This window comes from Methylobacter psychrophilus, assembly GCF_025583945.1.
Classification (GTDB): domain Bacteria; phylum Pseudomonadota; class Gammaproteobacteria; order Methylococcales; family Methylomonadaceae; genus Methylobacter_C; species Methylobacter_C psychrophilus.
Genome location: NZ_JAOEGU010000004.1, coordinates 60448 through 78401, shown reverse-complemented (window position 1 = coordinate 78401; position 17954 = coordinate 60448). Strand labels below are relative to the sequence as shown.

The 17954-nt window shown below is 40.9% G+C and carries 25 protein-coding genes; 2 read left to right on the top strand and 23 right to left on the bottom strand.

Annotation, left to right across the window (positions count from 1 at the left end; translation table 11 throughout):
- Positions 1 to 264 precede the first annotated feature (264 nt).
- The 3 genes from N7974_RS03430 to N7974_RS03420 all read right to left on the bottom strand — a co-directional run bounded on the left by N7974_RS03430 (position 265) and on the right by N7974_RS03420 (position 5075).
- Positions 265 to 975, bottom strand: coding sequence for a transposase (locus N7974_RS03430; RefSeq protein WP_262964262.1), 711 nt, complete (start codon positions 973 to 975; stop codon positions 265 to 267).
- Positions 976 to 1048: 73 nt separating this feature from the next.
- Positions 1049 to 1312, bottom strand: coding sequence for a hypothetical protein (locus tag N7974_RS03425; RefSeq protein WP_262964261.1), 264 nt, complete (start codon positions 1310 to 1312; stop codon positions 1049 to 1051).
- A gap of 544 nt (positions 1313 to 1856) precedes the next feature.
- Entirely contained in the window at positions 1857 to 5075 is a 3219-nt protein-coding gene (locus N7974_RS03420) for a response regulator (protein ID WP_262964260.1), read from the bottom strand.
- A gap of 702 nt (positions 5076 to 5777) precedes the next feature.
- Between N7974_RS03420 and N7974_RS03415 the strand changes: the two genes are divergently transcribed.
- Both N7974_RS03415 and ltrA read left to right on the top strand, forming a co-directional pair.
- Complete coding sequence (locus N7974_RS03415) at positions 5778 to 5981, top strand: ATP-binding protein (protein ID WP_262964259.1); 204 nt, start codon at positions 5778 to 5780, stop codon at positions 5979 to 5981.
- A 686-nt stretch (positions 5982 to 6667) separates the two neighbouring features.
- Positions 6668 to 7903, top strand: coding sequence for a group II intron reverse transcriptase/maturase (gene ltrA / locus N7974_RS03410; RefSeq protein WP_262964258.1), 1236 nt, complete (start codon positions 6668 to 6670; stop codon positions 7901 to 7903).
- A 713-nt stretch (positions 7904 to 8616) separates the two neighbouring features.
- Here ltrA and rplQ read toward each other — a convergent pair.
- From rplQ to rplP, 20 genes are all read right to left on the bottom strand, one after another.
- Positions 8617 to 8979 (bottom strand): 50S ribosomal protein L17, encoded by a 363-nt coding sequence (gene rplQ, locus N7974_RS03405; protein ID WP_243219926.1) that lies wholly within the window; start codon positions 8977 to 8979, stop codon positions 8617 to 8619.
- A 17-nt stretch (positions 8980 to 8996) separates the two neighbouring features.
- Positions 8997 to 10013 (bottom strand): DNA-directed RNA polymerase subunit alpha, encoded by a 1017-nt coding sequence (locus tag N7974_RS03400; protein ID WP_262964257.1) that lies wholly within the window; start codon positions 10011 to 10013, stop codon positions 8997 to 8999.
- A gap of 21 nt (positions 10014 to 10034) precedes the next feature.
- Entirely contained in the window at positions 10035 to 10655 is a 621-nt protein-coding gene (gene rpsD, locus N7974_RS03395; RefSeq protein ID WP_262964256.1) for a 30S ribosomal protein S4, read from the bottom strand.
- 18 nt (positions 10656 to 10673) lie between these two features.
- Positions 10674 to 11060: a 30S ribosomal protein S11 gene (rpsK, locus tag N7974_RS03390; protein ID WP_243219929.1), complete on the bottom strand. Its 387-nt coding sequence runs from the start codon at positions 11058 to 11060 to the stop codon at positions 10674 to 10676.
- A 24-nt stretch (positions 11061 to 11084) separates the two neighbouring features.
- Positions 11085 to 11441: a 30S ribosomal protein S13 gene (gene rpsM / locus N7974_RS03385; protein ID WP_243219930.1), complete on the bottom strand. Its 357-nt coding sequence runs from the start codon at positions 11439 to 11441 to the stop codon at positions 11085 to 11087.
- 77 nt (positions 11442 to 11518) lie between these two features.
- Complete coding sequence (rpmJ, locus tag N7974_RS03380) at positions 11519 to 11632, bottom strand: 50S ribosomal protein L36 (RefSeq protein WP_243219931.1); 114 nt, start codon at positions 11630 to 11632, stop codon at positions 11519 to 11521.
- Between the two features lie 31 nt (positions 11633 to 11663).
- Positions 11664 to 12965, bottom strand: coding sequence for a preprotein translocase subunit SecY (gene secY, locus N7974_RS03375; RefSeq protein WP_262964344.1), 1302 nt, complete (start codon positions 12963 to 12965; stop codon positions 11664 to 11666).
- A gap of 21 nt (positions 12966 to 12986) precedes the next feature.
- Entirely contained in the window at positions 12987 to 13421 is a 435-nt protein-coding gene (gene rplO / locus N7974_RS03370) for a 50S ribosomal protein L15 (protein WP_262964255.1), read from the bottom strand.
- Positions 13421 to 13606 carry a 50S ribosomal protein L30 gene (gene rpmD, locus N7974_RS03365; RefSeq protein WP_262964254.1) on the bottom strand — a complete coding sequence of 62 codons (186 nt, stop codon included), beginning with the start codon at positions 13604 to 13606 and terminating at the stop codon, positions 13421 to 13423. The genes rplO and rpmD overlap by 1 nt, the downstream gene beginning before the upstream one ends.
- Before the next feature lie 5 nt (positions 13607 to 13611).
- Positions 13612 to 14118, bottom strand: coding sequence for a 30S ribosomal protein S5 (rpsE, locus tag N7974_RS03360; RefSeq protein ID WP_262964253.1), 507 nt, complete (start codon positions 14116 to 14118; stop codon positions 13612 to 13614).
- 11 nt (positions 14119 to 14129) lie between these two features.
- A complete protein-coding gene (rplR, locus tag N7974_RS03355) occupies positions 14130 to 14483 on the bottom strand; it encodes a 50S ribosomal protein L18 (protein ID WP_262964252.1) in 354 nt (117 codons plus the stop codon).
- Positions 14484 to 14492: 9 nt separating this feature from the next.
- Positions 14493 to 15026 carry a 50S ribosomal protein L6 gene (rplF, locus tag N7974_RS03350; RefSeq protein ID WP_262964251.1) on the bottom strand — a complete coding sequence of 178 codons (534 nt, stop codon included), beginning with the start codon at positions 15024 to 15026 and terminating at the stop codon, positions 14493 to 14495.
- A 12-nt stretch (positions 15027 to 15038) separates the two neighbouring features.
- Positions 15039 to 15434, bottom strand: a complete 396-nt coding sequence (gene rpsH / locus N7974_RS03345) for a 30S ribosomal protein S8 (RefSeq protein ID WP_243219937.1) — start codon at positions 15432 to 15434, stop codon at positions 15039 to 15041.
- A 31-nt stretch (positions 15435 to 15465) separates the two neighbouring features.
- Positions 15466 to 15771 carry a 30S ribosomal protein S14 gene (gene rpsN / locus N7974_RS03340; protein ID WP_262964250.1) on the bottom strand — a complete coding sequence of 102 codons (306 nt, stop codon included), beginning with the start codon at positions 15769 to 15771 and terminating at the stop codon, positions 15466 to 15468.
- A 14-nt stretch (positions 15772 to 15785) separates the two neighbouring features.
- A complete protein-coding gene (rplE, locus tag N7974_RS03335) occupies positions 15786 to 16325 on the bottom strand; it encodes a 50S ribosomal protein L5 (protein WP_262964249.1) in 540 nt (179 codons plus the stop codon).
- 14 nt (positions 16326 to 16339) lie between these two features.
- Entirely contained in the window at positions 16340 to 16657 is a 318-nt protein-coding gene (gene rplX / locus N7974_RS03330; protein WP_262964248.1) for a 50S ribosomal protein L24, read from the bottom strand.
- 13 nt (positions 16658 to 16670) lie between these two features.
- Complete coding sequence (gene rplN, locus N7974_RS03325; RefSeq protein ID WP_243219941.1) at positions 16671 to 17039, bottom strand: 50S ribosomal protein L14; 369 nt, start codon at positions 17037 to 17039, stop codon at positions 16671 to 16673.
- Positions 17040 to 17075: 36 nt separating this feature from the next.
- Positions 17076 to 17339, bottom strand: a complete 264-nt coding sequence (gene rpsQ / locus N7974_RS03320; RefSeq protein WP_243219942.1) for a 30S ribosomal protein S17 — start codon at positions 17337 to 17339, stop codon at positions 17076 to 17078.
- A gap of 2 nt (positions 17340 to 17341) precedes the next feature.
- Positions 17342 to 17533 (bottom strand): 50S ribosomal protein L29, encoded by a 192-nt coding sequence (rpmC, locus tag N7974_RS03315; protein ID WP_262964247.1) that lies wholly within the window; start codon positions 17531 to 17533, stop codon positions 17342 to 17344.
- Positions 17533 to 17946, bottom strand: coding sequence for a 50S ribosomal protein L16 (rplP, locus tag N7974_RS03310; protein ID WP_243219944.1), 414 nt, complete (start codon positions 17944 to 17946; stop codon positions 17533 to 17535). The genes rpmC and rplP overlap by 1 nt, the downstream gene beginning before the upstream one ends.
- Between the last annotated feature and the right edge of the window lie 8 nt (positions 17947 to 17954).

Below are 17954 nucleotides of genomic sequence, written 5' to 3'. Positions count from 1 at the left end.
GATTTCCTTATACTCGATGTTCAAGTTTTTAAATTTTTTGCATTCCGATTTTTGGCAAATCATCCAGCAAAACGGTACTGTAGCGAAGCCGTGGGTTCCAGTCGGCCTAAATCTCTGCCAACCATATACTTGCCAGAAGGCATTTACTGAAAAACATCGCCAACAAGTACAGCCAATTCTTTAAGTTTCTCTGCTGGATTCTGGTGCTCCAGTAATGCTTTGATAAAGTCGAGTAGCACATCCATTTGAGATTTTCTTTGCAGGCTAGCTACCGTATACGCGGGCCGTTTGTTTTCTATACGGGCCGGCGGCTTGGAGTGAAGGAGAACGACTTGCATGGAGGTAGAGCATGCAGGAGCGGTTGCCGAGGCAATGGTCAAACAACAGACTTAGAATTAGGCCACGGCTTGATCCCTCTTCATCCAATTGTTTGGCCTCACGCCCCCATCCTTCATAAAGCTTCCAGCCCTCAAAGAAAGCCTCTACAAGCCACCTCAACGCGCAGGCTTGAATAATATCCATGGTACGCCACGTCATATCGGTGACCACTAAATAGCGGTAATCGCTTTCGCCTTCATATTTCAGAGCTACGACCAAGCGTTTTTTACCATGCGCAAGCACTTTTAATCGCGCACTACTCACGGTTGCTTTAACCTGTTCACCGCCACGCACCTGCAAAGTCACATCTATGCCTTTATTGATGGTATTGAAATAGCCCTTCAAATTTCTTTTCTTGCTTTTATATTCAATGATCTGGTTCTCGCGTAACTGGCTGATAACCTGGTTAATATCAAATATCCATGAAGCGGTATCCATAAAACCTGCTTCGCCGTACAAGGCATCAGCTAACACGGCTTTGATTTTGATATCGCCATGGGCATCCTTAAAACCTTGCAGCAGTCGCAAAGCAAGCTGCGTTTTTGTTGGATACCGACTATCGCGCACAGGCTGAACAGAGCGATCTTTTTTCGCCATGCCCGCTTTTTCAAGCGTTTATCTTCTTTACTCCATGCCGTTAGCGCCGGATCAGGTCGGTAAAAAGCAAGGCCTACCGGAAGCGTGACCAGCAATAATAAAACCAGCGTCTGTCCGTTGACATAGCCCCTGAAACCTTGTGTTTTTGCTTATAAACGCCATAAATTCGCTTGATTCGCTTTGAGCGTGCCCGATCCGATTCATCAAGAACCAGTACGCCTTCTGTAATCCCGTGCCGCTTTAAAACCAATGTCACACTCGCCAAAAGCAAGTAATCCCAGGCTACTTTTGCTTCGCGAAACATCCACGAAAGTGCGGCAATCTTGTGTTCTCCCAAACTCGAACTTCGCCTAGCATACCGAATTGGTCAGTAATATTCCCGTCAAACAAAATCCCAACCAAATCTTTTATAGTGGCGTCAGTTTAGCCGTGGGCTTTAGTTTTCCCAGAGCCCCATCTAAATCAGTGACAAAAGTTTTTATAAAGTGCGCAGGCTCGTTCATCAACATACTGTTAAAATACTTACGATTCTAACACTGATTAGCTTACACGCTTCCCTATGGTTTTTCTAAGGTTAAAAACTTGAACATCGAGTTATAGTTATTACTGCCATCACAGTATGTAGATTACTTTTGCGATAAACTTATTGCGATTTACTGCTAATAATATACCCCACTTGCTGGTCTTTTTATTCATTTACTGTGTTATCAAAATAGCAGCGTAACCAGCTAAGCGACTATTTTTCAGTCTCGGCAACTATCCTGTATTACACTCGATCACTGTTCCAAGTGCTATTCTACTTTCCGCCATCCATGGCTGAGTAATTCCTGCATCGTTACCGTCGTTGTAAGTAAATAAAAATCCTGCGCCACATAGATATATTAATTCTTGGATATCACCGTATCTTTTGCTGGTTGCAGATTATCGATTAAATCCGTTACCGCCTTAATCACCACTTCAGTCATACCTTGATAGTCAGCTGACTGACCACTTCGCGCTGTTTTTTCCAGCAAACTGACGCAGTCTGTTGCAGTAGCGACATAAAAATGGGCTATTGTACCTTTAATGGCGTGTGCAACATTAGCGAGTTCAGTAATATTACCTTCGGCCTGAAAGCGCGATAATTCATGAAGCTGTTTAGGGCTTTCTATTAAAAATAGCGCAATCAATTCATTTAATAGGTCGTCATCACCCTCTAAATGATCAAGCGTGACGGATCTGTCCCAAGCCATATGGCCGCGTTCCGCCAAAGCACTGTTTTCATCGCATAAAGTTGTAGTATTTTCGGTAGGTAGTGATCCTAATCGATATGCCAACATTTCTATTAATTGCTTGGTAATAATCGGCTTGGTCAAATAGTCATCCATTCCTGCCTCAAGACATTTTTCACGCTCACCTTCCAGGGCATTTGCAGTTAGGGCTATCACTGTTTGACGAGGTAACCTTCTGCTTTCTTCCAATAGCCGAAGCTCACGAGTGGCGATATAACCATCCATGACCGGCATGTGGCAATCCATTAAAATTAAATCGTATGAGTATTGTGCCAACTTGACCAAGGCTAGCTGGCCATTTTCAGCAAGATCAGGAACAATATTAAATTTGGCTAGCCTGGCTATAATGACTTTTTGATTGATTTTATTATCTTCTACCACAAGTACTTTTTTGTCGTGATAGCTGGGTAGTTTAATTTCAGGTAACGCCGTTTTCAAGGTGGCTTCTGAGACTTGCTGTAAGGCATTGACAATTGCATCAAAGAGTTGTAATTGGCGCACTGGTTTAAGCAAGCGTTGGACAATCCCGGTATTTTGATAGTCAACAATATCAAGTTGGTCACTTGATGATAATAAAATAATGGGTATTCTCGCTAACGCGGGAATTTGCACCAGACATTTTGCCAAGGTCAAGCCGTCCATAACCGGCATATGCATATCCAGCACGATTAAATCATAGGTCAGTCCCTGAAGAGCAGAAGTCTGCAATTGCATCAGTGCTGTGCCGCCATTATCGACCTCGCTTACCTCCAATCCCCAGTTACTTAAATAATTAACCAGTATGTTTCGGTTGGTCGCGTTATCGTCAACGACCAGCGTGCGCTTACCGGAAAGATCGTAAGATAATTCCGGTAAGCGCACGCTATTACACTGCTCCAGTGGCAAAGTAAACCAAAAACAGGAGCCTGCATTTGGAGCGCTGTTCATCCCAATGTTACCGCCCATGAGGTCTACTAACTTTTTACTGATGAATAGTCCAAGCCCAGAACCGCCAAAACGACGTGAGGTTGAACTATCTTCCTGAGAAAAAGACTTAAATAATTCTGGCTGTGCTTCTAATGAAACGCCGATGCCGGTGTCGCAAACTTCAAAGCGTAAATCATCCAAGCTATCAGCGCCGGATGGCAGGATAATTCTTACTGAAACCTCACCCTGTTCGGTAAATTTAACGGCGTTGCCAATTAAGTTAGTCATAACCTGCCTGATACGCATGGGATCACCTCGCCAGGTTAAAGGCATAAGTACGGGTAGTAAACAGTTTAACTCCAACCCCTTAACATGAGCCCGCCCAGCCAATAAAGCACAAATATCCTCGACCAGATCAACCAGGTTAAAATCAACCCGTTCTAGTTCAAACTTTCCAGCTTCCAGTTTGGATAAGTCCAAAATATCGTTAATAATTTCCAGTAAAACTTCCGCAGAGCTATGTGCTGTTGTTGCCCAATCACGCTGGGTAGGCGTCATTTTTGTTTCACAGAGTAAATCCAGCATACCTAATACGCCATTCATCGGTGTGCGAATTTCATGGCTCATATTGGCTAAAAATTCGCTTTTTACCAATGAAGTCTTCATGGCCATATCTCTCGCCATTTCCAGAGCTGTTTTTGCTTCTTCCTGACGCAATGAGAGTGCCATCATTTCGCCAACTTGCTTAAGCATGGCGAGCAGGCTTTCTGATTGCAGGGGATCGGGATCGGTATATAAAAATAATACGCCCAATACTTCTTCGCCAGAAGTAATAGGTATTATGAAATGGCCATGTGCTTGCATATCGGTAAATTTATGCTCATTATGAGCATCAATGAAGCAATAATCAGAAACAAGTACTTTTCCTGAAATAGCTACTCGTCCGCAGAGGCAAGATCCACAACTAATACATGTTTCTTTTTCGATAAACTCTGCACTAAATTCTCCCTGCACTACAAACAAGGTTAAATAATTTTCACCTTTAACGCGAAGAAATACGCCGCCTTTACGTTGTAAATTAAATGCCTTAACATCAAAAATAATATTTAGAACCTTTTTAAAGCGTTCATCAAGGGGACTGTTTTGTTGTAAAGCTTCAGATATTGCCAAGCGTACTACGCTATCTGTTATATCTCGTTGAATCTGGACATAGCCAGCCAATAAACCATATTTATTAAGTACAGGAGATATAGTCATATCAGCATTATAAAGACTCCCATCCTTACGTTTGTTAACGATTTCCCCTTGCCAGTGCTCTTCATTCAAAATCTTTTGCCACATGTGCTGGTAAAACGAATCATCATGTAAATCGGATTTTAATAGCTCAACAGGCAGTTGACCCAATGATTCCTGAAAAGTATAGCCTGTCAGTTGTGTAAATGCCGGATTTGTCCATTCTATGCGAGCATCTTTGTTAGCAATAAGAACAGCATTAGAGGTCGCTTTTAATGCCGCTACAAATAACGGGTTAAATGTTTCCTCGCTATTAATGCGATTTAAAACATTGCGCATAACACGAATAAGGCCTTCATAACCTGACTCATCTTTTACTACGTAGTCATCGGCACCTGGTTGGTTACTATCAATATCTTCGTTATTGATTAACATGATGACTGGTAGAGCATTATTGGCTGCTCTGGCTTGGCGAATGGCCGATAGTCCTTGTGGATCCAACTGTAATAAGTCCAGAACCAGGATGTCGAAATGAAATTCAGCTATTTTTTTTAATGCCTCATCTAGCGACATCACCCAGGTTACTTCAAAGCTCATATCGCGTGAGCGGGTATCGATAAATTTCTTGGGTGCTTCTCCGGGTGCTCCAGACCTCATTACTTCAAGAGGGATGTCTTTAAATTGTCGCAAGCAAATTTGTATGCGTTGAGCTTGGTTTGGCTCATTTACGATTAAAAGAACACGAGTAAGTTTAGATTGTCTAGTGTTCCGTCTGTTTTCAAACAACGTATCTCGCATAATGGGCTTCATTTTGCATCCAATGTATCTAAAGTAGAAGGTAGAATCGGTAAGATTTCAAAAATTGTATTCAGGCCATTCAGTTCAATTAATCGTTGTAAAAGTAAACTGCTTTCTAAAATCAAGCACTTAGATTTAATTGGTATATTCTTAAATACAGAGGTAAATGCTGTGCATGCCCTGAAATTAGCAATAAACTTGCTATACGCTTTCGTCATTAAAACTTTAACCATTCTTGGGCTTCAAAAGTGTCAGCTATAATGAAATGGCTTGATATACTCAGAGCGGTCAAGATTGCGGGTTTTTAAACGTGTTGAATACTATATATTATAAGGGTTTAATATATTTCTGTTTTCCGCATTCGTTATCGCGCCAAGTATAGCTCAACAATGTCAGTGGCGTTATGTTTTTGTCCATGCAAGATCATCAAGAGTACCTGATTAATATATTAAGGTACTTATGATAAAAAAATAAGTGATAAGTATATATTTATCATTTCTCTATTTTGATAGCTAGTATCGTAAATTTAACATTATTCGATTAAGGTTGAAGTATTTTTCATAAGCTTTTACTGGCATATTTTCAAAATGTACATTGCCGCCTTCCAATGATGGTTATGAACAGTCGACAACCAACATTATCAGTCAAGTGCCGACAAAACAATCGTATGAAGCGATTGGTGATAATACCTTAGGTGACGCTATTTTTGATCGGTTGATGTACGACACTGATCGGATCAGTTTACAAGGCGAATCGATGCGAAAAAAATTTAAAAATGAATTCTTTGACCCAAGTTGAACACTTGGAGTAAAAACTCATTTCTACTGATGCGCTAGGTTTTAGGTATTTAATTTGGAACAGAATCAGTGTTCAAATTAACCGTGCGACATGAAGTCACACCCGTTATTGTCTTACCTCGAAAGAGGCAGTGAGACTCGTTGTTCCCTCAACGGTAGCCTACCGATGCAGGCGAAGCTGGCAACGGCTTGGTTTGAAGCCATCGGGACAATGTAACCCCTCGCAAAAGAAGGAAAAGCTGTGAGGTAATTCCAAATGCTGCCAGCGTCAGGCGGCTGGGGTGCTAGGCTGAATAGTAAGGCCAATAGATGTGAACTGTTGATAAACCTCGTAATGAACAGCAAGCCAAAGATGCTGATAGGCTTGAACTAAAAAGTATGTGATCGGTTGTTCGCTTGATTAATACGGGCACAGGGACAAATGATCGCCGGGGAATAGACAGGGCCTAAGCTAATCGTGTAACGGCTGTGAAACATCGTAAGCCTATATTTCCGCCCTGAACAGTGGGCAAGCGAACCGTAAGGAACGCCATCGGAGGTGCAGGTAAAGGAAAGAGGAAAAAGCGAATGCCACTCTGTAATTGGGTGGATAGGGGTTGAAACATCATCCCACGCAAAAGCGGGCAGACTTCCTCATGGTCTCTTGTCACAAGAGAGTTTGTAGAACCCCTTTCAGAAGGAAAGCAAATGAACGCTGCAATATTGGCGTGTGCACCTTCAGATTTGATCTGGAACGGTATCAATTGGGCCGATGTTCTTCGTCAAGTCAGGAGGCTGCAAGCGCGTATTGTGAAGGCCACACAGGAAGGCAGGCATAACAAGGTGAAAGCTTTGCAATGGCTGCTGACCCACTCGTTTAGCGGCAAAGCTTTAGCCGTAAAACGGGTGACTGAAAATCAAGGCAAAAACACCGCCGGTGTGGACAAGGTCACATGGAAAACACCGGGAGCAAAGACCAACGCGATAGCGTCGATGCAGCGGCGAGGTTACTCGCCACGTCCACTTCGGCGAGTATTAATCCCGAAGAAAAACGGCAAGACAAGGCCTCTCGGCATTCCCACGATGAAAGACCGCGCCATGCAAGCGCTGTATTTGCTTGCATTGGAGCCGGTCGCGGAAACGACAGCCGACCCGAACTCATACGGATTCAGGCCGGAGCGTTCAACAGCCGACGCCGGAGAGCAATGTTTTATTGTACTGGCTCGCAAAAGCTCAGCGGAATGGGTGCTAGAGGCCGACATCAAAGGCTGTTTCGACAATATTAGCCATGACTGGATGATCAAAAATGTCCTTACGGACAAATTAATGTTACAGAAATGGCTCAAGGCGGGATACGTGTATCAGAACGAACTCTTTCCCACAGAAGCCGGAACCCCGCAAGGGGGAATTGCCAGTCCGGCCCTGGCCAATATGACATTGGATGGCTTGGAAGCAATGCTTTCGGCGAGATTTCCGAAAAGCAAGCAATCCGGCCTGAAAATGAATATGGTGCGTTATGCGGATGACTTCATTATCACCGGCAACTCTGAAGAATGGCTGGAAAATGAGGTAAAACCTGCCGTGGTTGAATTTCTGGGGGAACGCGGATTAGTCTTGTCGCCGGAAAAGACCAAAATAACGCATATTAAGAAAGGGTTTGACTTTCTCGGATGGAACATTCGCAAATACGACGACAAGCTGCTAATAAAACCGTCGAAATCGAATGTCGAAGCCCATCTTGGCAAAATTCGGGGCGTCATCAAAGACAACAAAACGGCCAAGCAAGCCAATCTGATAAAAATGCTCAACCCGATTTTACGCGGGTGGGCAAATTATCACCGGCATGTCGTCGCTAAGAAAACCTTTAATCGTGTTGATGCCGAAGTATGGTCCATGCTATGGAAATGGGCGACAAGAAGACATCCAAACAAGGGCGCTAAATAGATTAAAGAGAAATACTTTAAAACCAAAGGAGCCCGAAATTGGGTATTTTCCGCCACAGAAGAAAGAGAGAATGGAAAACAGGGGGAAATAGTCTTGTTCAGAGAAGCTGATACGCCAATACAACGGCATATCAAGATTAAAGCGGATGCCAATCCACACGACCCCAAGTGGGCTCGGTATTTTGAATTCCGTTGGGGAAAGAAAATGCTGAGCTCGTCGAGAGGTCGGATGAAGCTATACCGTCTCTGGCTGAAGCAAGACCGATTATGTCCTTACTGTCAGAAACCAATCAAACGGAACACTCCTTGGGAGACTCGTTTTCGTGTGAAAAGGGCCGATGGCGGGACAAATGCGTCAAGCAACCTCATTATGTGCCATCTCTATTGCTAAGAGCCGCATTTAAATGCGGATAAAAGTGGTGAAACCGGGTGCCGAAAGGTGCCTTAAAAGAGGCTTCAGCCGTATGAGGGGAAACTCTCAAGTACGGTTCTTAGGGGAGAAAAAGGCAGTAATGCCTTTTTCTTACCCGACAGAATACGCACCATTAATATGATTTCATGTATCGAACCAAGGTCACATAACCATACCAACTTTATTACCTTTATTTGCAATATTTATTTTTTTCAAAGGCTTTGAATGCCAGTAATAGCGTTATTAAAGACATAAAAAAAGCCGGTTTAACCGGCTTTTTTTATGTCTTTAATATTTAACTACTATTCTGGTCTGTCAACCAATTCAACATAAGCCATAGGTGCGTCATCACCCGGCCTGAATCCACATTTCATGATACGTAAATAGCCACCTGCTCTATTTTTATAACGTGGACCTAATTCATTAAAAAGCTTGGTTACAACTTCACGATCGCGTAATCTTGCAAATGCAAGACGTCTTTTGGCTACGCTATCTTCTTTAGATAAAGTAATCAAGGGCTCAGCAAAGCTTCTTAATTCTTTAGCTTTAGGTAAAGTTGTTTTAATTAACTCGTGCTTAAATAACGAACTAACCATATTGCTGAATAGCGCCTTACGATGGCTGCTATTCATATTAAATTTTCTACCTGATTTACGATGTCTCATTATACGAAGACCTAATGTTAATGTGTTGATATTGCATGTGATTGATCAGCTAGGTTATCCGGCGGCCAATTTTCTAATCGCATACCTAGTGATAAACCCTTAAGTGCAAGTATATCTTTAATTTCTGTTAAAGATTTTTTTCCAAGATTAGGTGTTTTTAATAGCTCAACTTCAGTACGCTGAATTAAATCACCAATATAAAATATATTCTCGGCTTTTAAACAATTAGCAGAACGAACCGTTAACTCAAGATCATCAACAGGACGAAGCAGAACAGGATCAAATACTTCCTCAACTTCTACTTCTTCTTCTGCTTCTTTTTCATTGACTTTTTCGAAGTCAACAAAAACAGATAGCTGATCGTGAAGTATTGTAGCAGCCATTTTTATCGTTTCTTCTGGATCAACAGTTCCGTTTGTTTCCAGTTCAATAACTAACTTATCTAAATTAGTACGCTGTTCAACACGAGTACTTTCAACCTGATAAGCTACTTTTACAATTGGACTATAAGAGGCATCCAATTGCAATGCACCAACAGCCAAACTATGTTCAGAGTTTAATTTACGAACACTAACTGGTTCATAGCCTCTTCCGCGACGCACTCTAATTTTCATATTCAGTGCGCCAGTTTGAGTTAAATTGGCTATAACTAAATCTGGATTAATAATCTCAACGTCATGCGGGAGACTTATATCAGCTGCAGTAACACAACCTGCACCATTTTTTGATAGCGTAAGCTCAATTTCATCTTTCGAATGAAGCACTACTGCTAATTTTTTGAGGTTCAGCAAGATATCAATTACATCTTCCTGAACACCCTCTATAGTTGTGTACTCATGGAGAACACCTTCAATTTCCACATCCGTAACTGCACAGCCTGGAATCGTGGATAACAGCACACGCCTCAAGGCATTGCCAAGAGAATGACCAAAACCACGCTCAAGCGGTTCTATAACAATCCTGGAATGATTAGGTGTTTTACTAACAACCTCAACTAGTCGAGGCTTTAATAAGCCAGAAATAGAACTCTGCATTTATATCCCTCAGAACTGCAATTATTTAGAGTAAAGCTCGACAACCAGCTGCTCATTGATGTCGCTACCTAAATCAACACGATCAGGTAAAGAACTAAATGTTCCAGACATGGTTTTTGAGTTAACTTCAACCCAATTAGGGAATCCGTATTGCTCAGTTACAGTTAGGGCATCAACAATTCGTTGCTGCTTCTTTGATTTTTCTCTAACTGTTAAAATATCACCAGGAGCTACCTGATAAGAAGGAACATTAATCAATGCACCATTTACCTGAATAGATTTGTGACCAACTAACTGACGAGCTTCTGCTCGTGTACAAGCAAAACCCATGCGATACACCACATTATCTAATCTTGATTCAAGAAGATTCAATAAGTTTTCGCCGGTAGCACCTTTTTTCATATCAGCAGACTTATAGTAATTTCTAAATTGTTTCTCTAGAATCCCATAAATTCTGCGTAGACGCTGCTTTGCTCGCAATTGAAGCGCATAGTCAGAACTTCTGGTACGTTTGGTACCATGCTGACCGGGCCTTTGATCTAACTTACATTTATTTTCTAAAGACTTTCCTCTGCTTTTTAAAAACAGATCAGTCCCTTCTCTTCGACTTAACTTACAAGTGGGTCCAAGATATCTTGCCATGATACTACTCCAGATTCTTTATACGCGGCGTTTCTTAGGCGGACGACATCCATTATGAGGAATAGGCGTCACATCAACGATATTATTAATTTTAAAACCGAGATTGTTCAATGAACGCACAGCGGATTCACGACCAGGACCGGGACCTTTAATCATGACATCAAGATTTTTCATACCGAACTCTTGCGCGACAATGCCAGCTTTTTCAGCAGCAACCTGCGCAGCAAATGGAGTACTTTTTCTTGATCCACGGAAACCTGAACCACCAGATGTTGCCCAAGACAACGCGTTGCCTTTTCTATCTGTTATAGTTATGATTGTGTTATTGAAAGAAGCGTGCACGTGAACGATGCCATCTGCAACTTCTTTTTTGATACGTTTTCTTGAACGGTTTGGACTAGCCATTACTTCGACCTCTTAAGGGATATCTTATTTTCTAATAGGTTTGCGTGGACCTTTACGAGTACGAGCATTTGTTCTCGTTCTCTGCCCTCTTAATGGCAAACCTCGGCGATGCCTTATTCCGCGATAGCAACCTAGATCCATCAAACGCTTGATATTCATAGAAACTTCACGACGCAGATCACCTTCCACTGTCATCTTCGAAACCACATTACGAATAGCTTCTAATTGCTCTTCAGTCAGTTCTTTAATTTTTACGGAAGGTAGTATACCAACCTTAACGCAAATTTCACTTGCAGTTTGACGACCAACACCATAGATTGCAGTTAATGCTATTACTGAATGCTTATGATCTGGTATATTTATCCCGGCAATACGTGCCATCTAGATACTCCCCTGAGTAGTACTCTAAAGTTAAGCGCCGAATTATAGCATTGCAGTAATTGAGGCGCAACAATTATTTAGCCTTGTCGTTGTTTGTGCCTTCCATCAACACAAATAACTCTAACAACGCCGTTTCTTTTTACAATTTTACAATTTCTACAAATTGTTTTTACAGAAGCACGAACTTTCACAGCTAACTCCTAAATTTTTCTTGCTTGTTAATTATTTTTTTAGATTGGCTTTTTTCATTAAGCCTTCATATTGTTGCGACATTACGTGGGTTTGCATTTGAGAAATAAAATCCATCACTACGACCACAATAATCAACAAAGAAGTTCCACCAAAATAAAACGGGACGTTCCAGTATACTATTAAAAACTCAGGCAGCAAACAAACCAAGGTTATATAGAATGCACCAATAAGAGTCAATCTAGTCATTACTTTATCAATGTACGAAGCCGTCTGCAATCCAGGCCTGATACCAGGTAAAAAAGCTCCTGATTTCTTTAAGTTTTCAGCTGTTTCTTTAGAATTAAACACTAGTGCAGTATAAAAGAAACAAAAGAAGATAATTGCTGCCGCATAAAACATTACGTATACCGGCTGTCCAGGAGACAACATTGTCGCCACATCCTGAAGCCAGGTAAAACCTTCGCTATTGCCAAACCAGCCAGCAATAGTGGCCGGAAACAAAATTATACTTGAAGCAAAAATAGGAGGAATTACGCCAGCCATATTTAACTTCAACGGTAAAAAACTACTTTGCCCGCCATATAACTTACGTCCTTGCTGTCTTTTAGGATAGTTAATAAGTATTCTTCTCTGCCCTCTTTCAACAAAAACAACAAGTGCAGTCACAGAAAGCGACAACAGAAACAATAATATTATAAATGCTCCATTCATCTCACCAGTTCTGGCTAATTCCAAGGTTCCGCCTATCGCTTTGGGTAATCCAGAAACAATACCGGCAAAAATAATCATTGAAATTCCGTTACCAATTCCTCGCTCAGTTACTTGCTCACCAAGCCACATTAAGAAAACAGTGCCAGTAACTAATGTAATAGCAGTAATGGCTACAAATCCAACTCCAGGAGTCAAAACCACAGAAAGACCACCAGCTGTTTGATTCTGCAAAGCGAGCGATATTCCGATAGCTTGAAATGTTGCTAGAACAACGGTACCATACCGAGTGAATTGAGAAATTTTACGTCTTCCTGACTCCCCCTCTTTTTTCATTTGTTCCATGGAAGGTATAACGACAGTCATTAACTGCATAATAATTGATGCAGAAATATACGGCATTATACCAAGCGCAAACAGACTTAACCTCATCAAAGCACCACCAGAAAACATGTTGAACATGTCTAATATGGATCCACTTTGCTGTTCAAACATAACCGCAAGCGCTTTCGGATCTATCCCGGGAACGGGAATATGTGAACCGATTCTATATACGAATAAAGCGCCCAGAACAAAAATTAATCTTGACTTAAGCTCTGAGAAATTACCTGATTTGTTAGCCATTTGAGCTGTTGAAGTACTCACTTATACCTCTACTTTGCCGCCAGCAGCTTCTATAGATTCTCTAGCACCAGGCGTTACTTTAATACCTTTAATATTAACCGCCTTACTTACGACACCGGATTGAATAACTTTCGCAGTTTTTGTAAAAGCAGGAACGATATTAGCATCAATGAGAACTTTCAAGTCTATTACATCAGCAACTAAAGCATTTAATTCACCTAGACGAACCTCGGCTGAATATTTGCTTTTAAGTGAAGTAAAACCAACTTTTGGTAACCGGCGTTGTAATGGCATCTGCCCACCCTCAAAGCCAACCTTATGAAAGCCACCACTACGGGATTTTTGCCCTTTGTGCCCTCTTCCACATGTCTTACCAAGCGTACAACCTATACCGCGACCAACGCGCTTTGATTTTTTACGGGCGCCTACGGCAGCCTGAATAGTATTTAAATACATTACACTTCCTCAACTTTTAGCATGTATGATACTTTGTTTATCATACCTCTGTTTTCGGGCGTGTTAAGAACCTCAACTGTTTGGTTGATTTTGCGCAGGCCCAAGCCTTTCAAACAAGCTTGATGGCGCGGAAGGCGACCAAACTTGCTTTTTGTCATTGTTACACTTAATTTAGTAGCAGTCATCGCAACTATCCAATAATCTGTTCAACTGATAAACCGCGTTTTGCAGCTATCTGGTTAGCATTATGCATTCCGGTCAAACCGTTAATTGTTGCTCTTACAACATTAATGGGATTACTGGTTCCTATACATTTTGCCAATACGTTATGCACTCCAACAACTTCAAATACAGCTCTCATTGCTCCACCAGCAATGATACCTGTACCTTCAGACGCAGGTTGCATATAAACTTTGGCGGCGCCAGTCGTATTCATGATTGGATATTGCAAAGTATCACCTTTTAATGAAACTTTACGCATGTTTTTGCGCGCTTGTTCCAGTGACTTTTGAATAGCAATAGGCACTTCACGAGCCTTGCTAACACCGTAGCCAACGCGACCTTCACCATCACCAACAACAGTTAGCGCAGTAAAGCCAAAAACTCTACCGCCTTTAACAACTTTTGCAACACGCCTTACATTAACTAATTTCTCTTGTAAACCGTCAGTACTACCTTGAGCAGGTGCTGTAGCCATTTTTTATTCTCCTAAAATTTCAAGCCGGCTTCACGTGCAGCATCTGCTAATGCTTTTACGCGACCATGGTATTTAAATCCTGAGCGATCAAAAGCAACTACAGTTACCCCGGCAGCAATAGCTTTTTGAGCAATAAACTTTCCAATTTCAGCAGCAGCTTCAATATTACCGGTATTTTTTAAAGATGCTTTAATCTCTGCTTGAGTAGTTGATACACTGGCTAATGTAGTACATCCATCACCACTAATCACTTGAGCATATATATGCTGAGAGGTTTTGTGAATTGATAAACGAGTTGCACCTAAACTCTTAATTTTTGAACGCAATTTTAATGCGCGCTTCATTCTAGATTTTTTCTTATCCATTACGCTACCTTACTTCTTCTTGGCTTCTTTTCTTACAACATGCTCGTCAGCGTATCTGACACCCTTTCCTTTATAAGGCTCAGGAGGACGATAAGCTCTAATTTTGGCAGATACTTCACCTACTAGTTGCTTATCAGTTCCCCTGACTACTATTTCAGTTTGAGTTGGCGTTTCAACTGTAATTCCAGCTGGAACCTCAAAATCAACTGGATGAGAGAAGCCAAGCGAAAGACTGAGAATACTTTCTTTTGCTTGAGCCCTGTAACCCACACCAATTAATGTTAATTTTTTCTCAAATCCTGCAGAGACACCTGTAACCATATTACTTAGGATCGCTCTAGCAGTTCCAGCTTGAGCAGTCGCTTTTTTGTTATCTTTATCCCATTGAACATGTACAACATTATCTGCAATATCAACATTAACTGCAGAATTAAGAGTAAGTGATAACTCACCCTTAATTCCTTTTACAGTCATGATGCTTCCATCTAATTTTATTTCTACATCACTTGGAATAATGACTGGGGCTTTAGCAATTCTTGACATAACACACCTACATTAACAAACAGTGCAAATAACTTCGCCACCATGGCCAATGGCACGGGCAGCTCTATCAGTCATAACACCATTTGATGTTGATACAATAGCAATCCCTAAGCCGCCAAGAACTTTTGGCAATTCGTCTTTAGACTTATAAATACGTAAACCAGGCCTACTAATTCTTTTTATAGCTTCAATTACAGGAGCACCTTTATAATATTTCAACTCAACAGTCATTTCAGTGTGACTACCGTTGGTTTCAGTGCTAAATTCTGTAATATAACCTTCTTCTTTAAGTACCTTAGCAATGGATACTTTCAATTTTGAAGAAGGTTGTTTAATACTTTTTTTACCGGCAGATTGCCCGTTTCTTATACGAGTCAGCATATCTGCTACTGGGTCTGTCATACTCATTTTTTTATCTCCAACTTTGATCTAACAGATCTTACCAACTTGCTTTGACTACGCCAGGAACATCACCGCGCATAGTAGCTTCTCTTAATTTATTTCTACTAAGACCAAACTTACGGTAATACCCATGCGGACGTCCAGTTAAATTACAACGGTTACGGACCCTTGTTACACTAGAGTCCCTTGGTAATTTTTGGAGTTGTAAATGAGCAGTTTCTTTATCTTCATACGAAGCGTTAGGGTCTCTTATTGTTTCTTTTAGAGCCTTACGTTTAACATCATATTTTTTTACTAATTTTTTACGCTTGTCTTCACGCGCAATCATTGACTTTTTAGCCATGTTAAAACTGCCCCTTAGCTCTTAAATGGAAAATTAAACAGCTTTAACAAAGCCAAACCTTCTTCGTTGGTTTGTGCTGTAGTAGTGATAGTAATATCCATACCACGCAAAGTGTCAATTTTATCATAATCAATTTCAGGAAATATGATTTGCTCTTTAACACCCATGGAATAATTACCACGACCATCAAAGCTTTTAGGGCTTAAACCCCTGAAATCACGTATTCTTGGAATAGATATACTTATTAACCGATCTAAAAATTCATACATTCTATCGCTACGCAAGGTAACCTTGCAACCAATAGGCATATCGTCACGAATTTTAAACCCGGCGATTGATTTTCTAGCAAGTGTCACAATAGGCTTTTGACCGGAAATTTTTTCCATGTCAGAAAGAGCAGATTGTAGAACTTTTTTATCAGCTACTGCACCACCAACACCCATATTGAGCGTTATTTTAGTGATACGCGGGGCCTGCATAATAGATTTATAAGCGAACTGCTCAACTAATGCGGGAAGAATTTTTTCTTTATATACGGTTTCTAATCTAGCCATGATTCATCTGCACCTTACACATCAACAACTTCATTTGTTGACTTAAAATATCTGACTTTCTTTCCATCTTCTAGAAACTTGTAGCCCACTCTATCTGCTTTTTTAGTTTCAGGATTATACAATCCTATATTGGAAATATTAATCGGCATATCCTTTACAATTATCCCGCCAGAGATACCTGCATTGGGATTTGGTTTTTGGTTCTTCTTAACCTGGTTAATTCCTTCAACCAAAACCTTATCGCCTTTTAAAATCTGGGTTACCCTACCACTCTTACCTTTATCCTTACCGGTACGAACGATAATATCATCACCTTTTTTAATTTTTGCCATTTTAAACCCTACCTTATAAAACTTCAGGAGCAAGAGAGATAATTTTCATAAATTTTTCTCCTCTTAACTCACGCGTTACAGGGCCAAAAATACGGGTACCTAGTGGCTGCAGATTATTATTCAAAATCACGGCAGAATTACCATCAAAACGAATAACAGACCCATCGGGCCTACGAACACCTTTACGAGTTCTCACTACAAGGGCGTTATAAACCTCCCCTTTTTTTACTCTGCCACGAGGAATTGCATCTTTGATACTGACTTTGATAATATCACCAATACCAGCATACCGTCGATGCGATCCTCCTAATACTTTGATACACATGACCCTTTTTGCACCGCTGTTATCGGCGACGTCAAGGTTAGTTTGCATCTGAATCATGATTTATTCCTACACTCTGTATATAAAAAGTTGATGCTATTTGTTAGCACTTTCTAAGACTTGAACCAAATTGAATGTTTTGTTCTTAGATAAAGGCCTACATGATGTTATAGCTACCACATCACCTTCTTGGCAAATATTTTGCTCATCATGAGCCATCATTTTTGTTGAACGCTTAATGTACTTACCGTAAACAGGGTGTTTCACAACGCGCTCAACCAAAACTGTAATGGTTTTATCCATCTTATTACTAACAACCCGACCAGTGATTGTACGTAATTTGGTTACATTTTCAGTCATAATTATGCACTCGCCATTTGGTTTAATATGGTGTGGATACGTGCCACATTTCGTCTAACCTTTTTTACTTGATCGGGCTTTGACAATTGACCAGTACCTTTTTGCATTTTAAGATTAAATCGCTCACGTGATAAATCGAGCAACATAACCCCTAATTCGTCTTTTGATTTTTGGCGTAATTCACTTACTTTCATTACATTATTGTCCGAGCGGTAAATAGTGTCTTTAAAGGTAGCTTAGCAGCCGCTAATGCGAATGCCTCGCGTGCCAGCTCTTCGGAAACACCTTGTATTTCATACAGCATAGTTCCCGGTCTTACTTGAGCAACCCAGTATTCTACACTACCTTTACCTTTTCCCATACGAACTTCTAAAGGTTTTTTGGTAATTGGCTTATCAGGGAATACTCTAATCCAAAGTTTCCCACCACGCTTGACGTGACGAGTAATGGTTCTACGAGCCGCTTCAATTTGCCTGGCAGTTAACCTACCACGACCGATTGATTTAAGACCATATTCGCCAAAGCTGACTGATGATCCACGTACAGCAGTACCGTTATTTCTGCCTTTGTGTTGCTTACGGAATTTAGTTCTTTTAGGTTGAAGCATGACTGTGT